Source organism: Lewinella sp. IMCC34183, assembly GCF_003390915.1.
Lineage (GTDB): Bacteria > Bacteroidota > Bacteroidia > Chitinophagales > Saprospiraceae > Neolewinella.
In genome coordinates, this window is record NZ_QMEM01000002.1 from 523,633 (window position 1) to 540,383 (window position 16,751).

The 16,751-nt window shown below is 62.6% G+C and carries 13 protein-coding genes; 5 read left to right on the forward strand and 8 right to left on the reverse strand.

Annotated features, from left to right (window positions below):
- Nucleotides 1-143: 143 nt before the first annotated feature.
- Nucleotides 144-1,373 carry an MFS transporter gene (locus DQG19_RS07335; protein WP_116125592.1) on the reverse strand — a complete coding sequence of 410 codons (1,230 nt, stop codon included), beginning with the start codon at nucleotides 1,371-1,373 and terminating at the stop codon, nucleotides 144-146.
- Between the two features lie 99 nt (nucleotides 1,374-1,472).
- On the reverse strand, nucleotides 1,473-3,158 hold the full coding sequence (locus DQG19_RS07340) for a M3 family oligoendopeptidase (protein ID WP_116125593.1): 1,686 nt from the start codon (nucleotides 3,156-3,158) through the stop codon (nucleotides 1,473-1,475).
- A 387-nt stretch (nucleotides 3,159-3,545) separates the two neighbouring features.
- Here DQG19_RS07340 and rpoN point away from each other — a divergent pair, with 387 nt between their 5' ends.
- From rpoN to DQG19_RS07360, 4 genes are all read left to right on the forward strand, one after another.
- On the forward strand, nucleotides 3,546-5,045 hold the full coding sequence (gene rpoN, locus DQG19_RS07345) for an RNA polymerase factor sigma-54 (protein ID WP_116125594.1): 1,500 nt from the start codon (nucleotides 3,546-3,548) through the stop codon (nucleotides 5,043-5,045).
- A gap of 59 nt (nucleotides 5,046-5,104) precedes the next feature.
- A complete protein-coding gene (locus DQG19_RS07350) occupies nucleotides 5,105-5,392 on the forward strand; it encodes a GNAT family N-acetyltransferase (protein ID WP_116125645.1) in 288 nt (95 codons plus the stop codon).
- A 3-nt stretch (nucleotides 5,393-5,395) separates the two neighbouring features.
- The gene (locus DQG19_RS07355) at nucleotides 5,396-6,493 is read left to right on the forward strand and encodes a glycosyltransferase (protein ID WP_116125595.1); all 1,098 of its coding nucleotides are present in this window, start codon (nucleotides 5,396-5,398) and stop codon (nucleotides 6,491-6,493) included.
- Nucleotides 6,494-6,567: 74 nt separating this feature from the next.
- Nucleotides 6,568-7,110 carry a PepSY-associated TM helix domain-containing protein gene (locus DQG19_RS07360; protein ID WP_116125596.1) on the forward strand — a complete coding sequence of 181 codons (543 nt, stop codon included), beginning with the start codon at nucleotides 6,568-6,570 and terminating at the stop codon, nucleotides 7,108-7,110.
- 31 nt (nucleotides 7,111-7,141) lie between these two features.
- Here the strand turns inward: DQG19_RS07360 and DQG19_RS07365 are convergent, their stop codons facing one another.
- The 3 genes from DQG19_RS07365 to DQG19_RS07375 all read right to left on the reverse strand — a co-directional run bounded on the left by DQG19_RS07365 (nucleotide 7,142) and on the right by DQG19_RS07375 (nucleotide 11,540).
- Nucleotides 7,142-9,673, reverse strand: a complete 2,532-nt coding sequence (locus DQG19_RS07365) for a glycoside hydrolase family 9 protein (protein WP_116125597.1) — start codon at nucleotides 9,671-9,673, stop codon at nucleotides 7,142-7,144.
- Nucleotides 9,674-9,832: 159 nt separating this feature from the next.
- Nucleotides 9,833-10,597, reverse strand: a complete 765-nt coding sequence (locus DQG19_RS07370) for a hypothetical protein (protein WP_157974378.1) — start codon at nucleotides 10,595-10,597, stop codon at nucleotides 9,833-9,835.
- Between the two features lie 100 nt (nucleotides 10,598-10,697).
- A complete protein-coding gene (locus DQG19_RS07375) occupies nucleotides 10,698-11,540 on the reverse strand; it encodes a phospholipase D family protein (protein ID WP_116125599.1) in 843 nt (280 codons plus the stop codon).
- Nucleotides 11,541-11,935: 395 nt separating this feature from the next.
- On the opposite strand from DQG19_RS07375, the gene DQG19_RS07380 reads away from it, so the two are divergent.
- Complete coding sequence (locus DQG19_RS07380; RefSeq protein WP_116125600.1) at nucleotides 11,936-13,018, forward strand: leishmanolysin-related zinc metalloendopeptidase; 1,083 nt, start codon at nucleotides 11,936-11,938, stop codon at nucleotides 13,016-13,018.
- A gap of 120 nt (nucleotides 13,019-13,138) precedes the next feature.
- On the opposite strand, the gene DQG19_RS07385 is transcribed toward DQG19_RS07380, so the two are convergent.
- The 3 genes from DQG19_RS07385 to DQG19_RS07395 all read right to left on the reverse strand — a co-directional run bounded on the left by DQG19_RS07385 (nucleotide 13,139) and on the right by DQG19_RS07395 (nucleotide 16,614).
- Nucleotides 13,139-14,620, reverse strand: coding sequence for a M56 family metallopeptidase (locus tag DQG19_RS07385; RefSeq protein ID WP_116125601.1), 1,482 nt, complete (start codon nucleotides 14,618-14,620; stop codon nucleotides 13,139-13,141).
- Nucleotides 14,613-14,999 (reverse strand): BlaI/MecI/CopY family transcriptional regulator, encoded by a 387-nt coding sequence (locus tag DQG19_RS07390; protein ID WP_116125602.1) that lies wholly within the window; start codon nucleotides 14,997-14,999, stop codon nucleotides 14,613-14,615. The genes DQG19_RS07385 and DQG19_RS07390 overlap by 8 nt, the downstream gene beginning before the upstream one ends.
- 181 nt (nucleotides 15,000-15,180) lie before the next feature.
- On the reverse strand, nucleotides 15,181-16,614 hold the full coding sequence (locus DQG19_RS07395) for a sulfatase-like hydrolase/transferase (RefSeq protein WP_116125603.1): 1,434 nt from the start codon (nucleotides 16,612-16,614) through the stop codon (nucleotides 15,181-15,183).
- Nucleotides 16,615-16,751 lie beyond the last annotated feature (137 nt).

Here is a 16,751-nt window from a genome sequence, read left to right on the forward strand (position 1 = left end):
TTGCATTGCCCCTAGCTTCGCTCGGGTGTGCATCGGGCCGGAGGCCCTCTACCCGGCCCACCCGAGCGAAGCGAGGGGTAGGCGAAGCGCGGGCAACGCAGTAATTGAGTAACGCAGCAATTCAGCAATCCCCCCCTCCCCCACTACAACCGACCCTCCCGCGGAAAAGCCACCAGAAAAAACACCGCAGCCGCCACCCCCACGCAGCCCGGCACCAGCCAGATGGACCACCAGTCGTGGGTACCGTCGGGGAGCAGGTGAGCGCTGACGGTCGCCCCGGCGATCCAGCTGCCGAGGAAGGCACCGATGCCAAGATTGGCGAAGGAGATCAGGCCCTGAGCGGTATTGCGGAGGTACTTGGGTACGCGGTTGTTGACGTATATCTGGGCGGCGATGATGATCCAGGCAAAGGCTACTCCCTGCACCACGATACCCGCGTAGAGGAGCCACTCGTTGTCCCCGGGACGCCCGAGGCCGAAAGCGAAGTAGCGCAGTCCCCAGGCCATCAGTCCCCAGAAAATGATGCTCCGGAAGCGGAAGCGGCGAAAGATGAAGGGCATGGCCAGCACCACCCCGATCTCGAACAGCTGTCCCAGGGCCATCTTGGCGGCCGCGGCCGGCCAGCCGACCTCGTTGAGGAAGGGGTTCAGGAAGCTGTAGTAGAAGGACGAAGGAATACAACTCGCCAGCAGGGCGATGAGCAGCACGATCATGCCCCGTTCCCGGACGATGCCGCGCACCTCCTCCCCCCGCAGCGTAGTCCAGTTGAAACCGGGCTCGGGCGGTGTATGCGGCAGCAGCAGGGAGTAGGCGGCCAGCAGCAGGCCGGTAAGGCCGCCGGCGAGGATCGGCAGTGGGGAGTTTTCCACGTTAAAGACGCTCAGCGCGACCCCCACCAGCATGAAGGACACCGTGCCCCACACCCGGATCAGCGGGTACTGCTGCGCCGGTCGCTCCAGGTGGTAGAAGCACATCGCCGCCGCCAGGCTGAAGGTGGGTATAAAGCACAGGTTAAACAGCAGCATCCACCCGTAAAACCACGGAAAGCTGACCGTGAAGTAGCAGGCAATGAGCGCGCTCCCCCCCACCGTATTGAGTACCCCCATGAGGCGCTCGGAGGGGTAGCTGCGGTCGGCGAGATAACCCATCAGGGGCGGGGCCACCGTAGCCGCGATGGCGTTGGTGGCGTAGATCATTCCTACCTGCAGCCCCGTAAAGTGCAGGCTCTCGAGCAGGTAGGTACCCAGGTTGATCAACCAGCTGGCCCAGACCGCAAACTGCAGGAAGAGCAGCCCGGAAAGGCGAGTGCGCAGAAACGAAGTGGGTGGGGCGGCGGGGGTGATGGTCGGAGGGGATTTATCTGGGTGGTGCATTGCTGCGTTGCTGCGTTGCGTGCAGGACCTGCGGGCCAACGCAGCAATTCACCAATTCAGCAATCCACCAATTCACAATTCACCAAAACAACTCAGTCCTCAGCCAAAAAGGCGCTCCCCTACCCGATCGGCGATCTTCTTCACGACGCCGTCCTCGAAGGGATTTTCCAGGCCGGCCAGCTTGACGAGCTCCAGGAAGGACTGCGAGCCGCCGGCTTTGCACAGCTTGACGTAGTCGGCCCAGGCGGAGGCGTGGTCCTTCTCGTCCTTGAGCAGGAACTGGAAGGCACAGATCTGCGCCAGGCAGTAGTCGATGTAGTAGAACGGGACGCTGAAGATGTGGCCCTGGCTCTGCCAGAAGGTGCCCGCCTGCAGGTGATCGTTGTCGGAGTAGTCGAGGTGCGGCAGGTAGGCGGCCTCCATCCGCTTCCAGATGGCGTTGCGGCCGGCGTTATCGAGGTCGGGGTTCTCGTAGACGTGGTGCTGGAACTCGTCGACCGCGCAGCCGTACGGCAGGAAGCGGAAGGCCCCCGCCAGGTGACTGTAGTAGTACTTCTCGGTATCGGCCCCGAAGAAGCCCTCCATCCAGGGGTAGGTGAAGAACTCCATGCTCATCGAGTGGATCTCGGCGGCGTCGAAGGTGGGCCAGTTATACTCCATCGGCCGTTGGTCACGGCTGCTGTAGACCTGGAAGGCGTGGCCAAACTCGTGGGTGAGCACGTCGATGTCGTGGCTGGTGCCGTTGAAGTTGCTGAAGATGTATGGTGCCTGGTGCTCGTTGACGAAGGTGCAGTAGCCGCCGGGTGCCTTGCCATCCTTGGCTTCGAGGTCCATGAGCTTGCGGTCCTGGAGGACGCGGAAGAAATCGCCGGTCTCCTGGCTGAGCTCCTGGTACATGCGGTCGGCGTGGGCCACGATCTCCGCCGGACTGCCCGTGGGCTTGGGGTTGCCGTCGGGAAAGCGGAAGGACAGGTCGTAGTAGTGGAGACGCTCCACACCGATGCGTTCGCGCTGCCGCTCGTACAGGCGCTGGGCCACGGGTACGATGTACTCCCGGACCTGCCGGCGGAAGTTGGCCACCTCCTCGGGTCCGTAGTCGGTCCGGTTCATGTTGGCATAGCCGAGGCCGACGTAGTTATCGTAGTCGAGCTTGTGCGCCATGGTAGTTCGCAGTTTCACCATTTCGGCGTAGATGTCCTCCAGTCGCTGGCGGTTGTCGGCGAACCAGTTCCACTTGGCGGTGCTGGCCTCCTTGCGCTTCTCGCGGTCGGCCACCTGCTCCAGCGGCGTGATGCTGGAGAGGTTGTACGTCTTGCCGTCCACCTCGATCTCGGCACCGCCGCGCAGCTGGGTGAATTCGCTGCTGAGCTTGTTGACTTCCTGCAGTTCGGCCAGGATCTCCGGGCGGAAAGTATTGATACTGAGAGTGGCCGAGTCGAACAGCTGCTGCCCGAAGTGGGCCTCCAACGCCGCGCGGTGCGGATTGTCCAGCAGGACCCGGTAGTAGTCTACCCGCCACTGCTCGGTGCGCGGCAGGTGGTTGTCGAACCAGTCCTTCTCCTCCCGGTAGAATTCGTCCTTGGTATTGATGCTGTAGCGGATATAGCCAATGTTGTAGGCGGTAGCTACACTGGCGCGGATGGCGTCAATCTGCTCTACGGCAGCCACGGCGTCGTTGACGGTCTCGGCGGTCTTGAGTTCCTCGAGGACCTGGTTAAAGGCGGTTTCGAGGCGGTCCAGATCGGGGCGCTGGTATTCGAATTCGGGGAAGGTTAGTTGCGACATGCCATGTAGACAACTGGTAGGGCTAGTAGGTTTGGGGGTAGGTTACTGCATAAACGGGGCAGGGGGCTACGGATCCAACGTATTGGCCCGGCGGCCATATGGCAAGGGCGGAAACGCAGGTGCGGGGTTCGGACCGAACCGAAACCGGCCCCTGGTTGCTGTCCGGACGGGGACAGTCCCGCGCAGGCTAATTCATATCGGTGACGTAGCGGCTCTGATTCCTGGGTGGTGTTCCTATATTGCCCGGCCGCCACTCCCGTTTCCCCGGGTCCGTACGGTTCCGGAAGCGGCACCGCACCCGCGCGCCGCCGCCCGAACGTCGCCGGGGAAGGAAATCCCGTCCGCCCTGAACTGAACACTTACCTTCCCGCGTTTCGTTTTTCTACTATGCTAGGCCAGTCGCTCAAACAGTCGCAGCTCCAGAAGCTCAGCCCCCGGCAGATTCAGCTCATGCAGCTGATGCAGCTCCCGCTGTACGAGCTCGAGCAGCGGGTCAAGGAGGAGCTGGAGCGCAACCCCACCCTGGAAGAGGCCGTGCCCGAGCCCGACGGGCTGCCCGACCGCGACGCCCAGGAGCTGGACCAGGCCGAGGGCGGCGACGACCCCTTCGAAATGGAGGAACTCTTCCAGCAGTATGTCGACGACGACCCCACCAACTACCAGCAGAACGGCAACAGCGACGATACCTACGACGCCCCGGGCAGCTACACCGCCGACGAGAATTCCTTCTTCGAGTACCTGGAGGGCCAGCTCGCCAATCTCGAATTCGATACCGCCCTGGACCGCACCATCGCCCTGCAGATCATCGGCAACCTCGACGACGACGGCTACCTGCAGCGGCTGCCCAGCGCCATCGCCGACGACCTGCTGATCAACTACGACCTGGAGGTGGACACCCGCCGCATCAAGCAGGTGCTGCGCACGGTACAGTCGCTCGAGCCCCCCGGCCTGGCCGCCCGCAACCTCCGCGAGTGCCTGCTGCTGCAACTAAACCACAAGGTCGACACCGGCGACGAGCTCGACGACCACCAGTTCGCCGACCTCATCCTGGCGCAGACTATCATCCGCGACCACTTCGAGCTGTTCAGCAAGAAGCACTACGACAAGCTGCGCGACAAGCTCGAGGTCGACGAGGACGAGCTCCGCGATGCCCTCGGCGAGATCCTCAAGCTCAACCCCAAGCCCGCCAGCGGCCTGAGCGGGCGGGCCGGCGGGCGCGCGGCCCGGGTGGTGGTGCCCGACTTCCTGGTTACCGTCGACGACGGCGAGCTCAAGCTGAGCCTGACCGCCCGCAACGCCCCCGACCTGAAGATCAACGACTATTACCAGGAACAGCTGGCCGAGTACCGCCGCAAGCAGAAGGAATCCGGAAAGCTCACCACCGCCCAGAAGCAGGCCGCCGGCTTTATCCGGCAGAATATCGACTCCGCCCACTGGTTCATCGAGGCCATCCAGCAGCGGCAGCAGACGCTCTACAGCGTGATGCACGCCATCGTGCGCTACCAGGAAGCCTTCTTCCGCACCGGAGACCTGAAAATGCTGCGGCCGATGATCCTGAAGGACATCGCCGGTCCCACCGAGCTCGATATCAGTACCGTGAGCCGGGTGGTGAACTCGAAATTCGTACAGACCGACTTCGGCACCTACTCCCTGCGCGACTTCTTCAGCGAAGGCATGACCAACGAGGAGGGCGAGGAAGTGAGCACCACCCAGGTCAAGAAAGTACTCGGCGAGATCATCGCCGGAGAGAACAAGCGTAAGCCCCTCAACGACAGCAAACTGCAACGCGCCCTGAAAGATGCCGGCTACGAGATCGCCCGCCGCACCGTAGCCAAGTACCGCGAGCAGCTCGGCCTGCCGGTGGCCCGCCTGCGCAAGGAATTATGAGGGAACATCTGTGCGTGCGCGACGTACTATTGCACTCCGCAAAACGCAAGCCTATGTCCATGTCCAGCGACACCGTAGTCAATAATGAGGCCAAGAACCAGTTCGAGATCGAATCCGGCAGCCAGAAATCCAAACTGCAGTACCGCCTGACCGGCGACGGCCGGATCGACCTCGTCCACACCGAAGTCCCCGAAGACCTTACCGGACAGGGCCTCGGCAGCTCGCTCGTCGTGGCGGCCCTCAAGTACGCCCGCGACAATGACCTCCAGGCCATCCCCTCCTGCCCCTTCGTGGCCAGCTATGTGGAGCGTCACCCGGAGTGGAACGACGTGGTCACCGAGCCCTAGCCCATGCTGCTACTCCTGCTGGTTGCCACGGCCGTCCAGCTCCTCGTCTGGGGGTTCATTTTTCTCCCCGCCCTCAGCGGCTCCGTGTCCGGCGCCCCCCATGAGCGGCCGGTATCGATCGTCGTCTGCTTTCGCAACGAGGCCGCGCGCATCGTCGACTGCCTCACGGCCCTCCTAGCACAGGAGCACGCGGAACTCGAGATCATCGCCGTCGACGACCACTCTGATGACGAAACGGCCGACTTGATCCAGCAACTGGCGGCGGACCACCCGCAGCTGCGTATGGTGCGCCCCGACTTTTCCCGCCCGGGTAAGAAGGACGCCCTGAGCACCGGCATCGCCGCGGCCCGTCATCCCCTGTTGCTACTCACCGACGCCGACTGCCGGCCCGTGGGCACCGACTGGGTCACCCGCATGACCGCCCCCCTGGCGGCGGAGACGGCCGATACGGTCCTCGGCTGCTCCCCCTACCGCCGCACGCCGGGGGTGCTCAACTTCTGGCAGCGCTTCGAGGCCACGCAGACGGTACTGCAGTACCAGGGCCTGGCTCGGCTGGGCCTACCGTACATGGGGGTGGGCCGCAACTTGGCGTACACCAGGGAGTTCTTCACCGCCGCCGACGGCTTCACGGAGCACCTCAGCCTGCCGGGCGGCGACGACGACCTGCTGATCAACCGCCACGCCACCCCTACCCGCACCGCCCGCGCGACGCAACCCGGCAGCTGGACCGTCTCAGAGCCGTCCGTGAGCTGGGAAAATTACATCTATCGCAAGGTGCGTCACCAGTCGGTAGGCTTCCACTACCGGCGGCGGCACCAGCTGCTGCTGAGTGCGATCGCTCTCAGCCACGGCCTGTTCTACCTGGGGGGCCTAGTACTGTTGCTCACCCCGGTCTGGTCGTGGGCCCTGGCGCTGTACGGCCTGCGGGCCGTGCTGGTGGTGGCTACCTACGTGCGGGCCCCCGTCGCCGACTTCCTGGGCGGGGCCGCGGGTGCGGGGAAGGTGGGACGGATTCCGGCGCTGCTGGTTGCCGATGCCCTGTATTCCTTCTACTATTTGTTCCTGCTCTTCGCCACCTTTTCCGACCGGCGCAGCTGGTAGGCCGCCACACCGACACCGATGGCCCGGTGGGCTGCCCTATCTTCCGCCCCCGTTACCCAGCAAGTACATTCTCTATGGCAGCGAAGTCCCGCCGCAAGCGGCAGGCTAAGGTTCTACGGCAGACCCGGAGCATCCACCGGTGGACGGGCCTGGCCCTGTTCCTCTTCTTCTTCGTGATCGGCGTGACCAGCGTGCTGCTGGGCTGGAAAAAGGACAGCGAGTGGATCATGCCCTCCACCGCCCGCGGCAGCAGTACCGAGCTGGCCGAGTGGCTGCCCACCCCCGAGCTGGTCACGCGCGCGCAGACCGCCCTGGTCGATTCCCTGGGGCCCGCATACGACCCAGCCATCGATCGCCTGGATTTCCGCCCCGACAAGGGCGCCATCAAGTTTCTCTTCAAGGACCACTACGGCGAGGTACAACTCGACGGCGCTACGGGAGAGGTGCTCAGCGTCGGTATCCGCCGCTCGGACTTCATCGAGCAGATCCACGACGGCAGTATTGTCAGCGACGGGGCGAAGCTGGTCTACTCCACGGTCATGGGCCTGGCCACGATCGTGTTTACGGTGAGCGGGTTCTGGCTCTGGTACGGCCCCAAGCGGATGCGGCGGGGGTGAGCGATCCGCCGCATCCGGCGGGCGATCGGTACTACTTGACCGTATTCTTGAAGGCCGTACCGAAGATCAGGTAGTTGGTATTGCCACCGATGGTGCCCTCGTTCTGCCCCCAGAGGAAGGGCCAGTCGTCGTAGTTCTCGAAGTGGTCGGGCTGGCGGAAGAGCAGGCCGGGGGCCACGTTACCGGGAATGAAGCTGAAGTCGGCGCGGTTGTTACCGTAGAAGACGTTCTTGGGCCGCGTGGCGCCCAGGGTCGCTACCAGCGAGTAGTTGTGGTAGGGGTGGTTACCGAAAAGCCAGTCGGTGACTTTGAAGGCGTGATCCTTAGCGATGATCTCGGGGAAGTACTTGTTGGCGAAGCAGAGCGTAGTACCGAAGCTTACGATTTGTCCGCTTCCGGCCCAGTTGCCCAGGCCGATAGGTACGCCGTAGGGGTTATCCTCCTCCAGGCCCATCACGTACTCCCGGTATTCCTCGACGTAGGGGCGCAGTTTTTCCTTATAGGCCGCATCCATGTGGGGGATAGCATCCAGAGCGGTCAGGAGGTTCCAGCTGACGTTGCGGTCGAGCGCCGGCCAGAGCAGTTCCGCGAACTTGTCGGCGTACTGCTGCTCGCCGGTGGTGATGTACAATTGCAGGTTCGAGGAAACGTCCGCGGATCCCCAGCGCCGTTCGTTACTGTCCTCGGGCATCTCGGCAAGCAGCTCGGTGGCTTCGGAAAGCAGCCGTTTCGACTGCTTCAGCGCGCGCGCCGAGAGGTCGTCGTTGTAGCCCTTCAGTGCGCGGCTAGCCGCGGCCAGGGTGGTTGCCGCACGCATGTCGCGTCCGGGGCTCCGGCTGGTGAAGGCCCACATATCATCCTTCACGCCGCTGGATTTACCGTCCGCGGCGACTTCGTAGGGGCCCAGCTCCGGGTTGTAGGGCAGGCCGTCGGTGATCGAGGCCGCGTCGCCGAGGTGGTGATAGTTGTCGAGAACGGAGTTGGTGAGCGTCAGCGCCATATGGCCGAGGATCTCGGCCTGGGCCACCAGGTTCAGGGTACCGTGCTCGAGGTACTGCAGTACGTCGGGCTTGCCGTCCGGGCGGTGCAGGTCGACGTAGCGCTGCTCCTCGTCTACGAAGGTCTGGTCGCGGGTGGGCTCGAAGTATTCCCAGGCCTGTACGAAGTTCTGCACTACGCCCAGGTTGGAGCCGGTCTCGATGTCGAAGTCGCCGGCGTCGAAGAAGCCGCCGACGTTCAGACCGGGAATGGTTTCCAGCGGCTCGTAATCCGTATCCGTGGTGGGGCCCTGCGCGTGGATATCGAAGTGGTCCGTATTGGGGGGCGCTTGCTTGTACCCTTCCTTGAACGGCTCGCCGTGCCAGACGCGGTAGGCCTCGTTCACGAACATGTGGTTCATGTGGATGGGTATCCAGACGTCGCTGGTGGCATCGGTGATCTGGTCGTAGACGTCTTCCCCGATGAGGAAGTTATTCGTAGCGACGTCGCCGTACTTGATGTAGTAAATGCCGGGAGTGGTAACCGCGCTGAAGTCGAACTTCACGTAATTGTACTTGAAGTAATCGCCCCACGCTTCCACGTCACCGCTGAAGGCTTCGGTCTCGGTACCGTCCTCGCCGATGCGGTAGAGAGAGGCCTGGGCGAGCGGTTCGCTGGCCTTATCCAGCTCGATGACCGACACCTTGGGCTGGCCGGGGAGGTAGCCCACCTGCGACAGTCCGATGTTGGGTTCGCGCACCCAGCCGTCGATGGCGTTGGGCTCGACCGTCCAGGTCAGTACCTTGCCGGTCTTGCCCGCCGGGAGGAGGCTGCGCACGACGAACCAGCCGTTCTGGGCCAGGATCCGGCCGTCAAAGAGCATGAGGTCGGCGTCTTCGGAGGTGATCTTCACCAGGCGTTCGGGGTCGTCGGGAGCCATCAGGAGGCTGCGGCCCGTTTCGAGCGGCAGCGGGTCGATGAAGGAATCGGTGCCGCGGTCATCCGAGGTGACGTACCCCTTGAATTGCTTGGGCTTCTCGCTGTTGGGCCGCGTGCGGGTGTTACCGACGACGTAGCGGGGGAAGCGGTTCAGGCGACCGTCCATGAGGTATACCTTGTTCCAGTACTTCGAGGGTAGGAATTCCAGGTTGAATCCGGCGTCGCCCTCGAGTTCGGCGGGAAGGGGCTCGTCGAGGTAGACGGCAATCTCGACTCCCCGACCCTTCGGGGTGACCACCACGCGCGAATCGAAGTCGTAGTCCGCGTAGCGCAGGGTAGCCTCAATAGTGCCGGCCACCGAATCTACCGTGCGGGTCGGGATATCGGGGACCAGGTCCCACTGCTCCGGCGTATTGGAAAGCCGTACCGCCCCGCCCTGGGCGGTGCGTACGCCGTGGTGGATGATCTCGATCCCGGCGTTCTTCTCGTCATTGAAGCCCCCGGTGAAGAGATTGCTGTAGACGAGGACGTTGACGCCTTGGGTCTCGAAGTACTCCAGCTCGTTCAGCTCAAGTTCCTGCCCGAAGAGTTGCATCGGAGAAGCGAGCAGCAGCAGGGCAACGGGTAGTAGGGAAAAGGATTTCATGGATTCGACTTATGTGGTAGAAGCAGCTTGTGCGTTCAGAAAGGGCCGGTAAGTTACGCAATGGATTGCGTAAGTTTTTATATATGTCCCCTTTTCCTTCGTGCCGGGAAAGCGGGGATGGATTTCGAGGACGCCGGTAAAGAAAAGAGGAAGGACCTATTACAGATCGAAGCAGCTAACGAAACTAGGGGCATCGCCTTCCTTCCCGTAGTAGAATACGGCGAGATAAACCTCCGTGGCGGTAGGTATGGAATCCCACTTCCACCGGTACGCCTTGCCTGAAGCCCGGATTCCACGCCGGATGGCCCGGTCGAGTTTGCGGTTGGCAAAGCGCTTCAGTCCCGTAACCTTTCGGATGTTGAGGTCTTCGTCCACGCGGATCCTGAAAAGCGCAAAATCCTGCTCCGGATTGGCGTAGCCCCTTAGTTGGTCCGCGTCGTCGGTATAACCGATGCCGAGGCCGTAAGTATTCGTCGGTTCGATGTCGTTGGCCCTGAGGTAGCGAAGGAAGCCGATAACGCGGCTGACGCCCGCGTAGTGATTTCTGTTGGCCCGGGTGGCACCCGCCCACTTTGTCCGGGTGATTTCCTCATTGCCCGAGCAGTAGGAAAAGGACAGCTTCCCCTGGAAAGTCTGGGCGAACAGCAGCCACTGGCTGCCCGTGCGGGGCAGGAAGGCGCAGGAACTGTTCAGCTGGCTGTGCAGCAGTATCTCCGTCCGGGGTGTCCCCTTGTACAGCTCCTCGATCCGGATCTTGACACGGTGATAGCCGTCGAGCGTGTCCACCGGCCGGGTATCCAGAATGGTGACCGCCGCGATGAACCCACTGCTCTCCACCCGGTCTACTATCAGGTCCGTAACACATGAGCACCCCCGGGCAAACGACACGTAGCTGAGCGCCAGCAAGATGAGTAGTGTCCGCACGGTGGCAGGGTTTACTAAGTGAAGCGTACGGTGTTCCCCGGGATTCGCTCATATTACCGGGCGAAGCCTTGAGCAATCCGGTCAATATACGTCCCGCCCCTCAGTCGAGTATCGGATGGCGGTAGGAGGTTCTGCCGTGCGATTCCCGACCGGTCCGGTGGCAGTACCGTTCGGGGTAGTCCTCGTTCTGAAACTGTAACCAGGTGTAGTAGGCATCGGAAGACAGCGGCCGGCGGGGATTAAAGGTGATGACGGCTCCGGTGCGGATACAGTAGCCTTCATCGCCGTTCCCGCCCCGCGTATGGTTGCTGTAGGTCCGGTTCCTTCCTCCGGAAGAACTGTAGTTGGATGCAGCGGGTGCCGCCTGGTAGGGCCAGTCGTCCTTTTGGTAGTACTTGTCCAGCTCATCGTGGGTCACCAGCGGCTCGGAATATTTCTTCCTGAGTCCGCCGAAGGAGGTGACCACCTGCGGTTCCCGCTTGTAAATCAGGTCGGCGTCGGTATACACCTGCTCGAAGTACCCGTACGCATGCTGGTCGGTGGTGCTGTTGCCCAGCAACAACTTGGGCTTAAAGAGTACTCCGGCCTCGATGTTATGGTTCATGGAATACTCATAGAGATTCATCGATGTCAGTATCGAAGCATTCTCGCTGGCGTAAAACTTGGCGTGCAGCCGGGACTCGTGGCGAATTTCTACGTCCGGGAATCCCTGCAAGAACCGGACGGTCTCGTAGGACAGGCTCTTGCTGATCTGATCGTCGTTCTTACCGCAGAGGATGCGGAGCTTGAGGTCGTTGCGGGTAGCGTGGGTCTTTAGGGCGTCCACGACCCGGGGGTGGAACTTAATAAATGGAGACACCAGCAGAATGATCTTTCTGGCATCGCGGATCAGGCTGATCACCTCCATATTCAACTCTTCGCCCTGGATAAATTTGCTGGACACCTTACTCGGTTTTGGTTTGGCAGGTCAAATTACCGTAAGGAGCAACGCCCGTTTGTATTTCCGAAGTGCTTATTAACCGGGACTTAACCCGTGGCGATACGCGCTATCTCCGGCCGGGTCATTGGCCGCGACCGGCCCGCCATGAGGCTCCTTGGTGACTGGTGGGCGTGTAGTGCAGGCGCGCACGTAAATACGGCATGAAAAGAGACTAACGGAAGAATTTGGGGTAAACATCGCGCAAAAGACACAACCCTCATTAGCTATATTGAGCCGACCCGGCATTAGGTTGTCGCAACAACCGTAGTTACATTGTCTGCCGTCCGGTCGCCCCCCGGGGCCCCGATCGCGGCAAGCTTTCTAAAACCAACCCATCTACCTAAACTCAACACAACACCATGCCAACCAAAAGCTTACCCTTTTTCACCCCCCGCCTCCGGGCACGTGCCTTCCGGGCACTGGGCGCCGCCCTTCTCTTCCCCCTGTTGTTCACGGCCTGTACGGAAGATACCGAGGATATCGCTCTCCCCCAGGAGGCAGCCCTCCCCCAAATGATCCAGCTTGCTCCCGCCCCCAGCGAGTGGGTGACCCTGCAGGGAACGGAAGGGACCGACTTTGACGACCTCGAAAAGGCCAAGCGCGCCACCACCGCGCCGGGTGTCGACCGGGGCCGCTTCAACATCACCCTCAAGTACATCGTACCCACTACGGATGAGCAAAAAGCCGTCTTCGAGGGTGCCGCGGCCCGCTGGGAGCGCATCATCATCAAGGACGTGCCTTCCTTCACGGGTACCATTCCCTCGGCCTTCACCGGCTTCCCCCCCGCCATTAACGGCACCATCGACGACATCGTCATCGAGGTAGCCCTGGCGCCCATCGACGGCCCCGGCGGCACCCTGGGTCAGGCGGGTCCCCGCTTCGTGCGCACCAGCGACAACCTGACCCTCTCGGGCGTGATGTTCTTTGACGTAGCCGACCTCGACTTCCTCGACGAGATCGGTCTCTTCGAAGAAGTCATCGTACACGAAATGGGCCACGTCCTGGGCGTCGGTACCCTTTGGGACTTCGGCGGCCGCAACCTGCGCCGTGCCGAAGACACCAATCCCTACTTCGCCGGCAAGCAGGCCAACGTATTCTGGAACGCCGAAGGCGGCACCTACGAGCTACCCGTAGAAAACTCGGGCGGTCCCGGTACGGCCCTGAGCCACTGGCGCGAATCCGTCCTCCGCAACGAGCTGATGACCGGCTTCCTTAACCTGGGCGAAAACCCGCTGAGCCGCATTACCGCCGGTTCCATGCGTGACCTGGGCTACGGCGCCGCCATGGTTGGCGAACAGTACGACCTGCCCGACGGCGCCATGGGCGTCAACATCGACGGCGACGACGACGGCATGGACGACGAAGCCAACGGCAACGCCGGAATCGATATCGCCGCCCGCGAGATCACCCTGCTGCCCATCGGTTCGGTAACGACCAAGTAACCGACGCACCGGATACGGGGCCTCACGGCCCCGCCGTTGCTACCTGAAAAACCCCCGCACGGACTTGCTCCGTGTGGGGGTTTTCCTTTCGGTCGGGGAGACTGCGCCGCCTTATCCGGTTTACTGCTGCTTGGTGGTGATTAGGATCACGCCCTCCTTTGCGGTGTCGTAGCCCAGTTCGGCTATTTTGGACTTGTCCTTTACCACGTTCACCGCCTCGATCTGACTGGGTTTCAGCGTCAGGCCCTCCGGATCGACGACCTTGCCGTCGACGACCAGGATCACGTCGCCGGATAGGTTGGGAAAGAGCAGGTCTTCGCTACCTGCCCCGGAGCCGCCGCCGCGGGCCTCCTTCTGCTGCTTCGTCAACTCAACGGTGAAGTCCCGGTCCTTCACGTTGTCGAAGACGATCTCTTTGGACACGTAGCCCACGTAGTTGACGGACAGCGTCATTTCCCCCTCCCCGCTCCAGTCGAGCCGGAACGCTCCGTCGATGTCGGTGATGGTGCCGGTGTTGGTGCCCTTGACCATGATGGCCGTACCGATGAGCGGCTCCCCGGTGGCCGCGTCGACGACCTTGCCCGTAATGATGGCGTCGGGGCCCAGGTCAATCGGGGGGGCCAGCGTACCGAAGACTAGCAGGGCAAATAGCGGCAGCGAAAGCAGGGGGGCAAAGAGGTAGCCGTCGCGGCGGGAAGTCGCAGCGGCCGGGGCAAAGAGGCGATGCACCCGGTGCGAGAAAGAGGAACGTTCGGTGGCGGACACGGTAAAGGGAATTTTAGGGTGAAGGGAATAGGTCGCCACGCGCAGTAGCGCACGGGCGTAGGTCTTGCGGCCGGAGGGACCGGCGGCGAGGTCATCGCAGGCAAACTCCCGTTCGCGGTCCAGGCTCCGGCAGAGCCAGTGGACCCCGGGGTGGTAGAAGAAGAGCGTAGCTACGTACTGCTGCAGGGCCTGCCAGAGCGGGTCCCGGCGGCGCAGGTGGGCCAGTTCGTGCCGCAGAATGGCGTCGACCTCGGCCGGGGACAGCTCGTTGACCAACGCCAGCGGAAAGAGGATCATGGGACGCCATATGCCCACGGTCAGGACCTCCCCCACCCGGGCCGACAGCCGCCACTCGGCCCAGGAACCGGGAGCCAGGGTCTGGCGCAGGGAAAAGTAATCTGTCCGCCGCCCGGGTTCGGGCAGTAGGGAGCCCCGCCGCAGGGCGGCCATGCGGTGGTAGGCCCATCCGGTACGGCCACCGGCCAGTAACAGCCCGCAGAGGTAGGCAACGGCCAGCATGGGTAACCCCTGGGTCCACCCCTCCCTCACGGATCTGCCTTCCGCGCTCGGCCCCGCCGAGAGGGTAAACGGCTCCATCCCGACCGAGGTATCCGGCAGGGCCGCGGAGGCAGCTGGCATACCTAGCCAAACGAGCAGCAAGAATACCAGCGGCAGCGCAGCCAGTACGACCAGCAGCACCGTATGTCGCCGGGCGGGGTCTGTGAAGGCCCGGGCGGTGAGTTGGGCGATAGCGGCGAGCAATCCGAATATCCAGACGGAGTGCAGTAAGGCGTACCCCAGGGCCGTCAGCAGGGGGTGCCCGATCAGGTCACTCATCTTCTTCTTTTTGTGCGTCCAGCCAGCGCTGGAGCTCGTTCAGTTCGTCCGGGGAGGGCCGGTCGGTACCCAACGCCTTCAGGGCGAGCCGCACGGCCGATCCGTCGGACACCTTATCGGACAGCCGCCGAATCAGTTCGGCCTCGACCTCGGCCCGCGTACCCACGGCCCGGTAGTGGTGCTGCAGGCCCTCGCGCTGTCGTTTTACCAGTCCCTTCTTGTGCATGCGCTGCAGCTGCGTCAGTACGGTGGTGTAGCTGACCTCCCGCTCGTGGGTGCACATCCACTGGCGTACGTCGTGGACGGAGGCACCGGGCTCCTCCCACAGGGCCTGCAGGATGCGTAGTTCGGCGTCAGAGGGAAGCGGAAGCGTGGACATACGCTAAATATATACTACATGTGTAGTATTTGCAACTTTCCACGTGCTTTTCTGCTCGTCACGCGATAAAAACAGACCCTGTATTGCCCGCTCCCGAAGACCGGTAGTGCGTATTTCAGGCGCGGACGCAGGTGCGAAGCCAATCAGCAAAATCCGGTCCGTCCCGGCTCGCGGCCGACCCTCAATCCTCGGACAGCACCGGCATGGAAGCGTACCACTCCACGACCTCCTGCACCATATCCTCCACTACTTCCGGCCGTTCGGAGGCCAGGTCGTGTTCCTCTCCGACATCGGTTTCCAGATTGTACAGTTCCGGGCGGCCGCCGTCGTAATCGCAGAGCAGTTTCCACTGGTCCTGCCGCATGGCGAGGTCGGGCAGGTTATCGATGCCGTAGTAGTTCTTGCGATCGGGCGGACGGCTCCAGAAGATCGGGGCGGACCGGGATGCGGTCCGCTTCCCCAGCAGGGTCGCGAGCAGGTCCTCGCCGTCGGTTATGTCCCCGCGAGCGGATACGCCGGTGAAGTCGAGCAGGGAGGGTTTCAGGTCGATGGCCGAGAAGACGGACTCCCGGTTGCGGGTGCCGACCGCAGCGGGGTCAAGGAAGCCCGGGCCCCAGACGATCAGCGGTGAGCGGATGCCCCCTTCGTAGAGGTGGGTTTTATACCCCCTTAGCGGCCCCGCCTGTCCGGCACCGAGTTCCGGGCCGTTGTCGGAGCAGAAAACGATGAGGGTGTTATCGCGCAGTTGCTCGTTGGACCGTACGTAATCAAACAGTTGCCCGAATTGCTGGTCCATGGCCTCCAGTACCGCCAGGTAGAGCCCGCGCTTGCCGGCCTCCTTCGCCAGTCCGTAATCCTCGTAGGGCGGCCAGAAGGGACTGTGTACGTCGTCGGGCCAGACGTTGACGTAGAAGGGCTGCTCCGCCTCTGTGGCCGTCTCGATGAAGGCCAATGCACTATCGATAAATCCGGAGGTGATGGTGGACCGCTGCATCCAGGTGACCGGCCCGCCGAGGATCTCGGCGTCTTCCCAGATGCGGCCCACTTCGCCCGTTTCGTCCTTCGTCAGGGGCAGGAGCTTGGGGCCCATCCCTTCGAAGTTGGTCAGCGAGGCATCGAATCCGTACGCCGCGATGGGCGGAGCATCGTTCACGTCGCGCTGTCCACCCATGTGCCACTTTCCGAAGTGGCCGGTCGCGTAGCCCGCGGTCTGCAGGTCCCGCGCCAGCATGGGGGCTTCCAGGTTCAGCCAGTTGGCCATGCCCCGATTTGCGTTCGATTCCCGGCGCTCGAGGAAGGAAGTGATGTTCCACCGTTGGGGGTAGGTACCCGTCGAGAGGGCTACCCGCGACGGCGAGCAGATCGGCGAGTTGACGTAAAACTGCTCGAACAGCAGCCCCTCGGACGCCAGCCGGTCGATGTTCGGCGTCTCGGCATCTACGTTGCCGAAGGAGGAAAGATCGGCCCACCCCATATCGTCGATGAATACCATGATGACGTTGGGTCGTCTGGCCGTTGCGCCGGAGTCGCGCGGCGGAGAAGCGCAGGCTACCAGGAGGGTAAGCAACAGGACTAATGTGCCGGCCTTTGGAAGCGGGAAATGGAGTGGGTGCATCAGGTCAGTGAATTGACTCGTCAATATACCCTATCCCGATTATAGCCTTAATTGCCGCAACTACCCTGCCCTCCCCGCCGCCTGCCGGGTAGAAATGCCACGCGTAGGACCTGGAGGCTTCTAACACCTGGTATTCG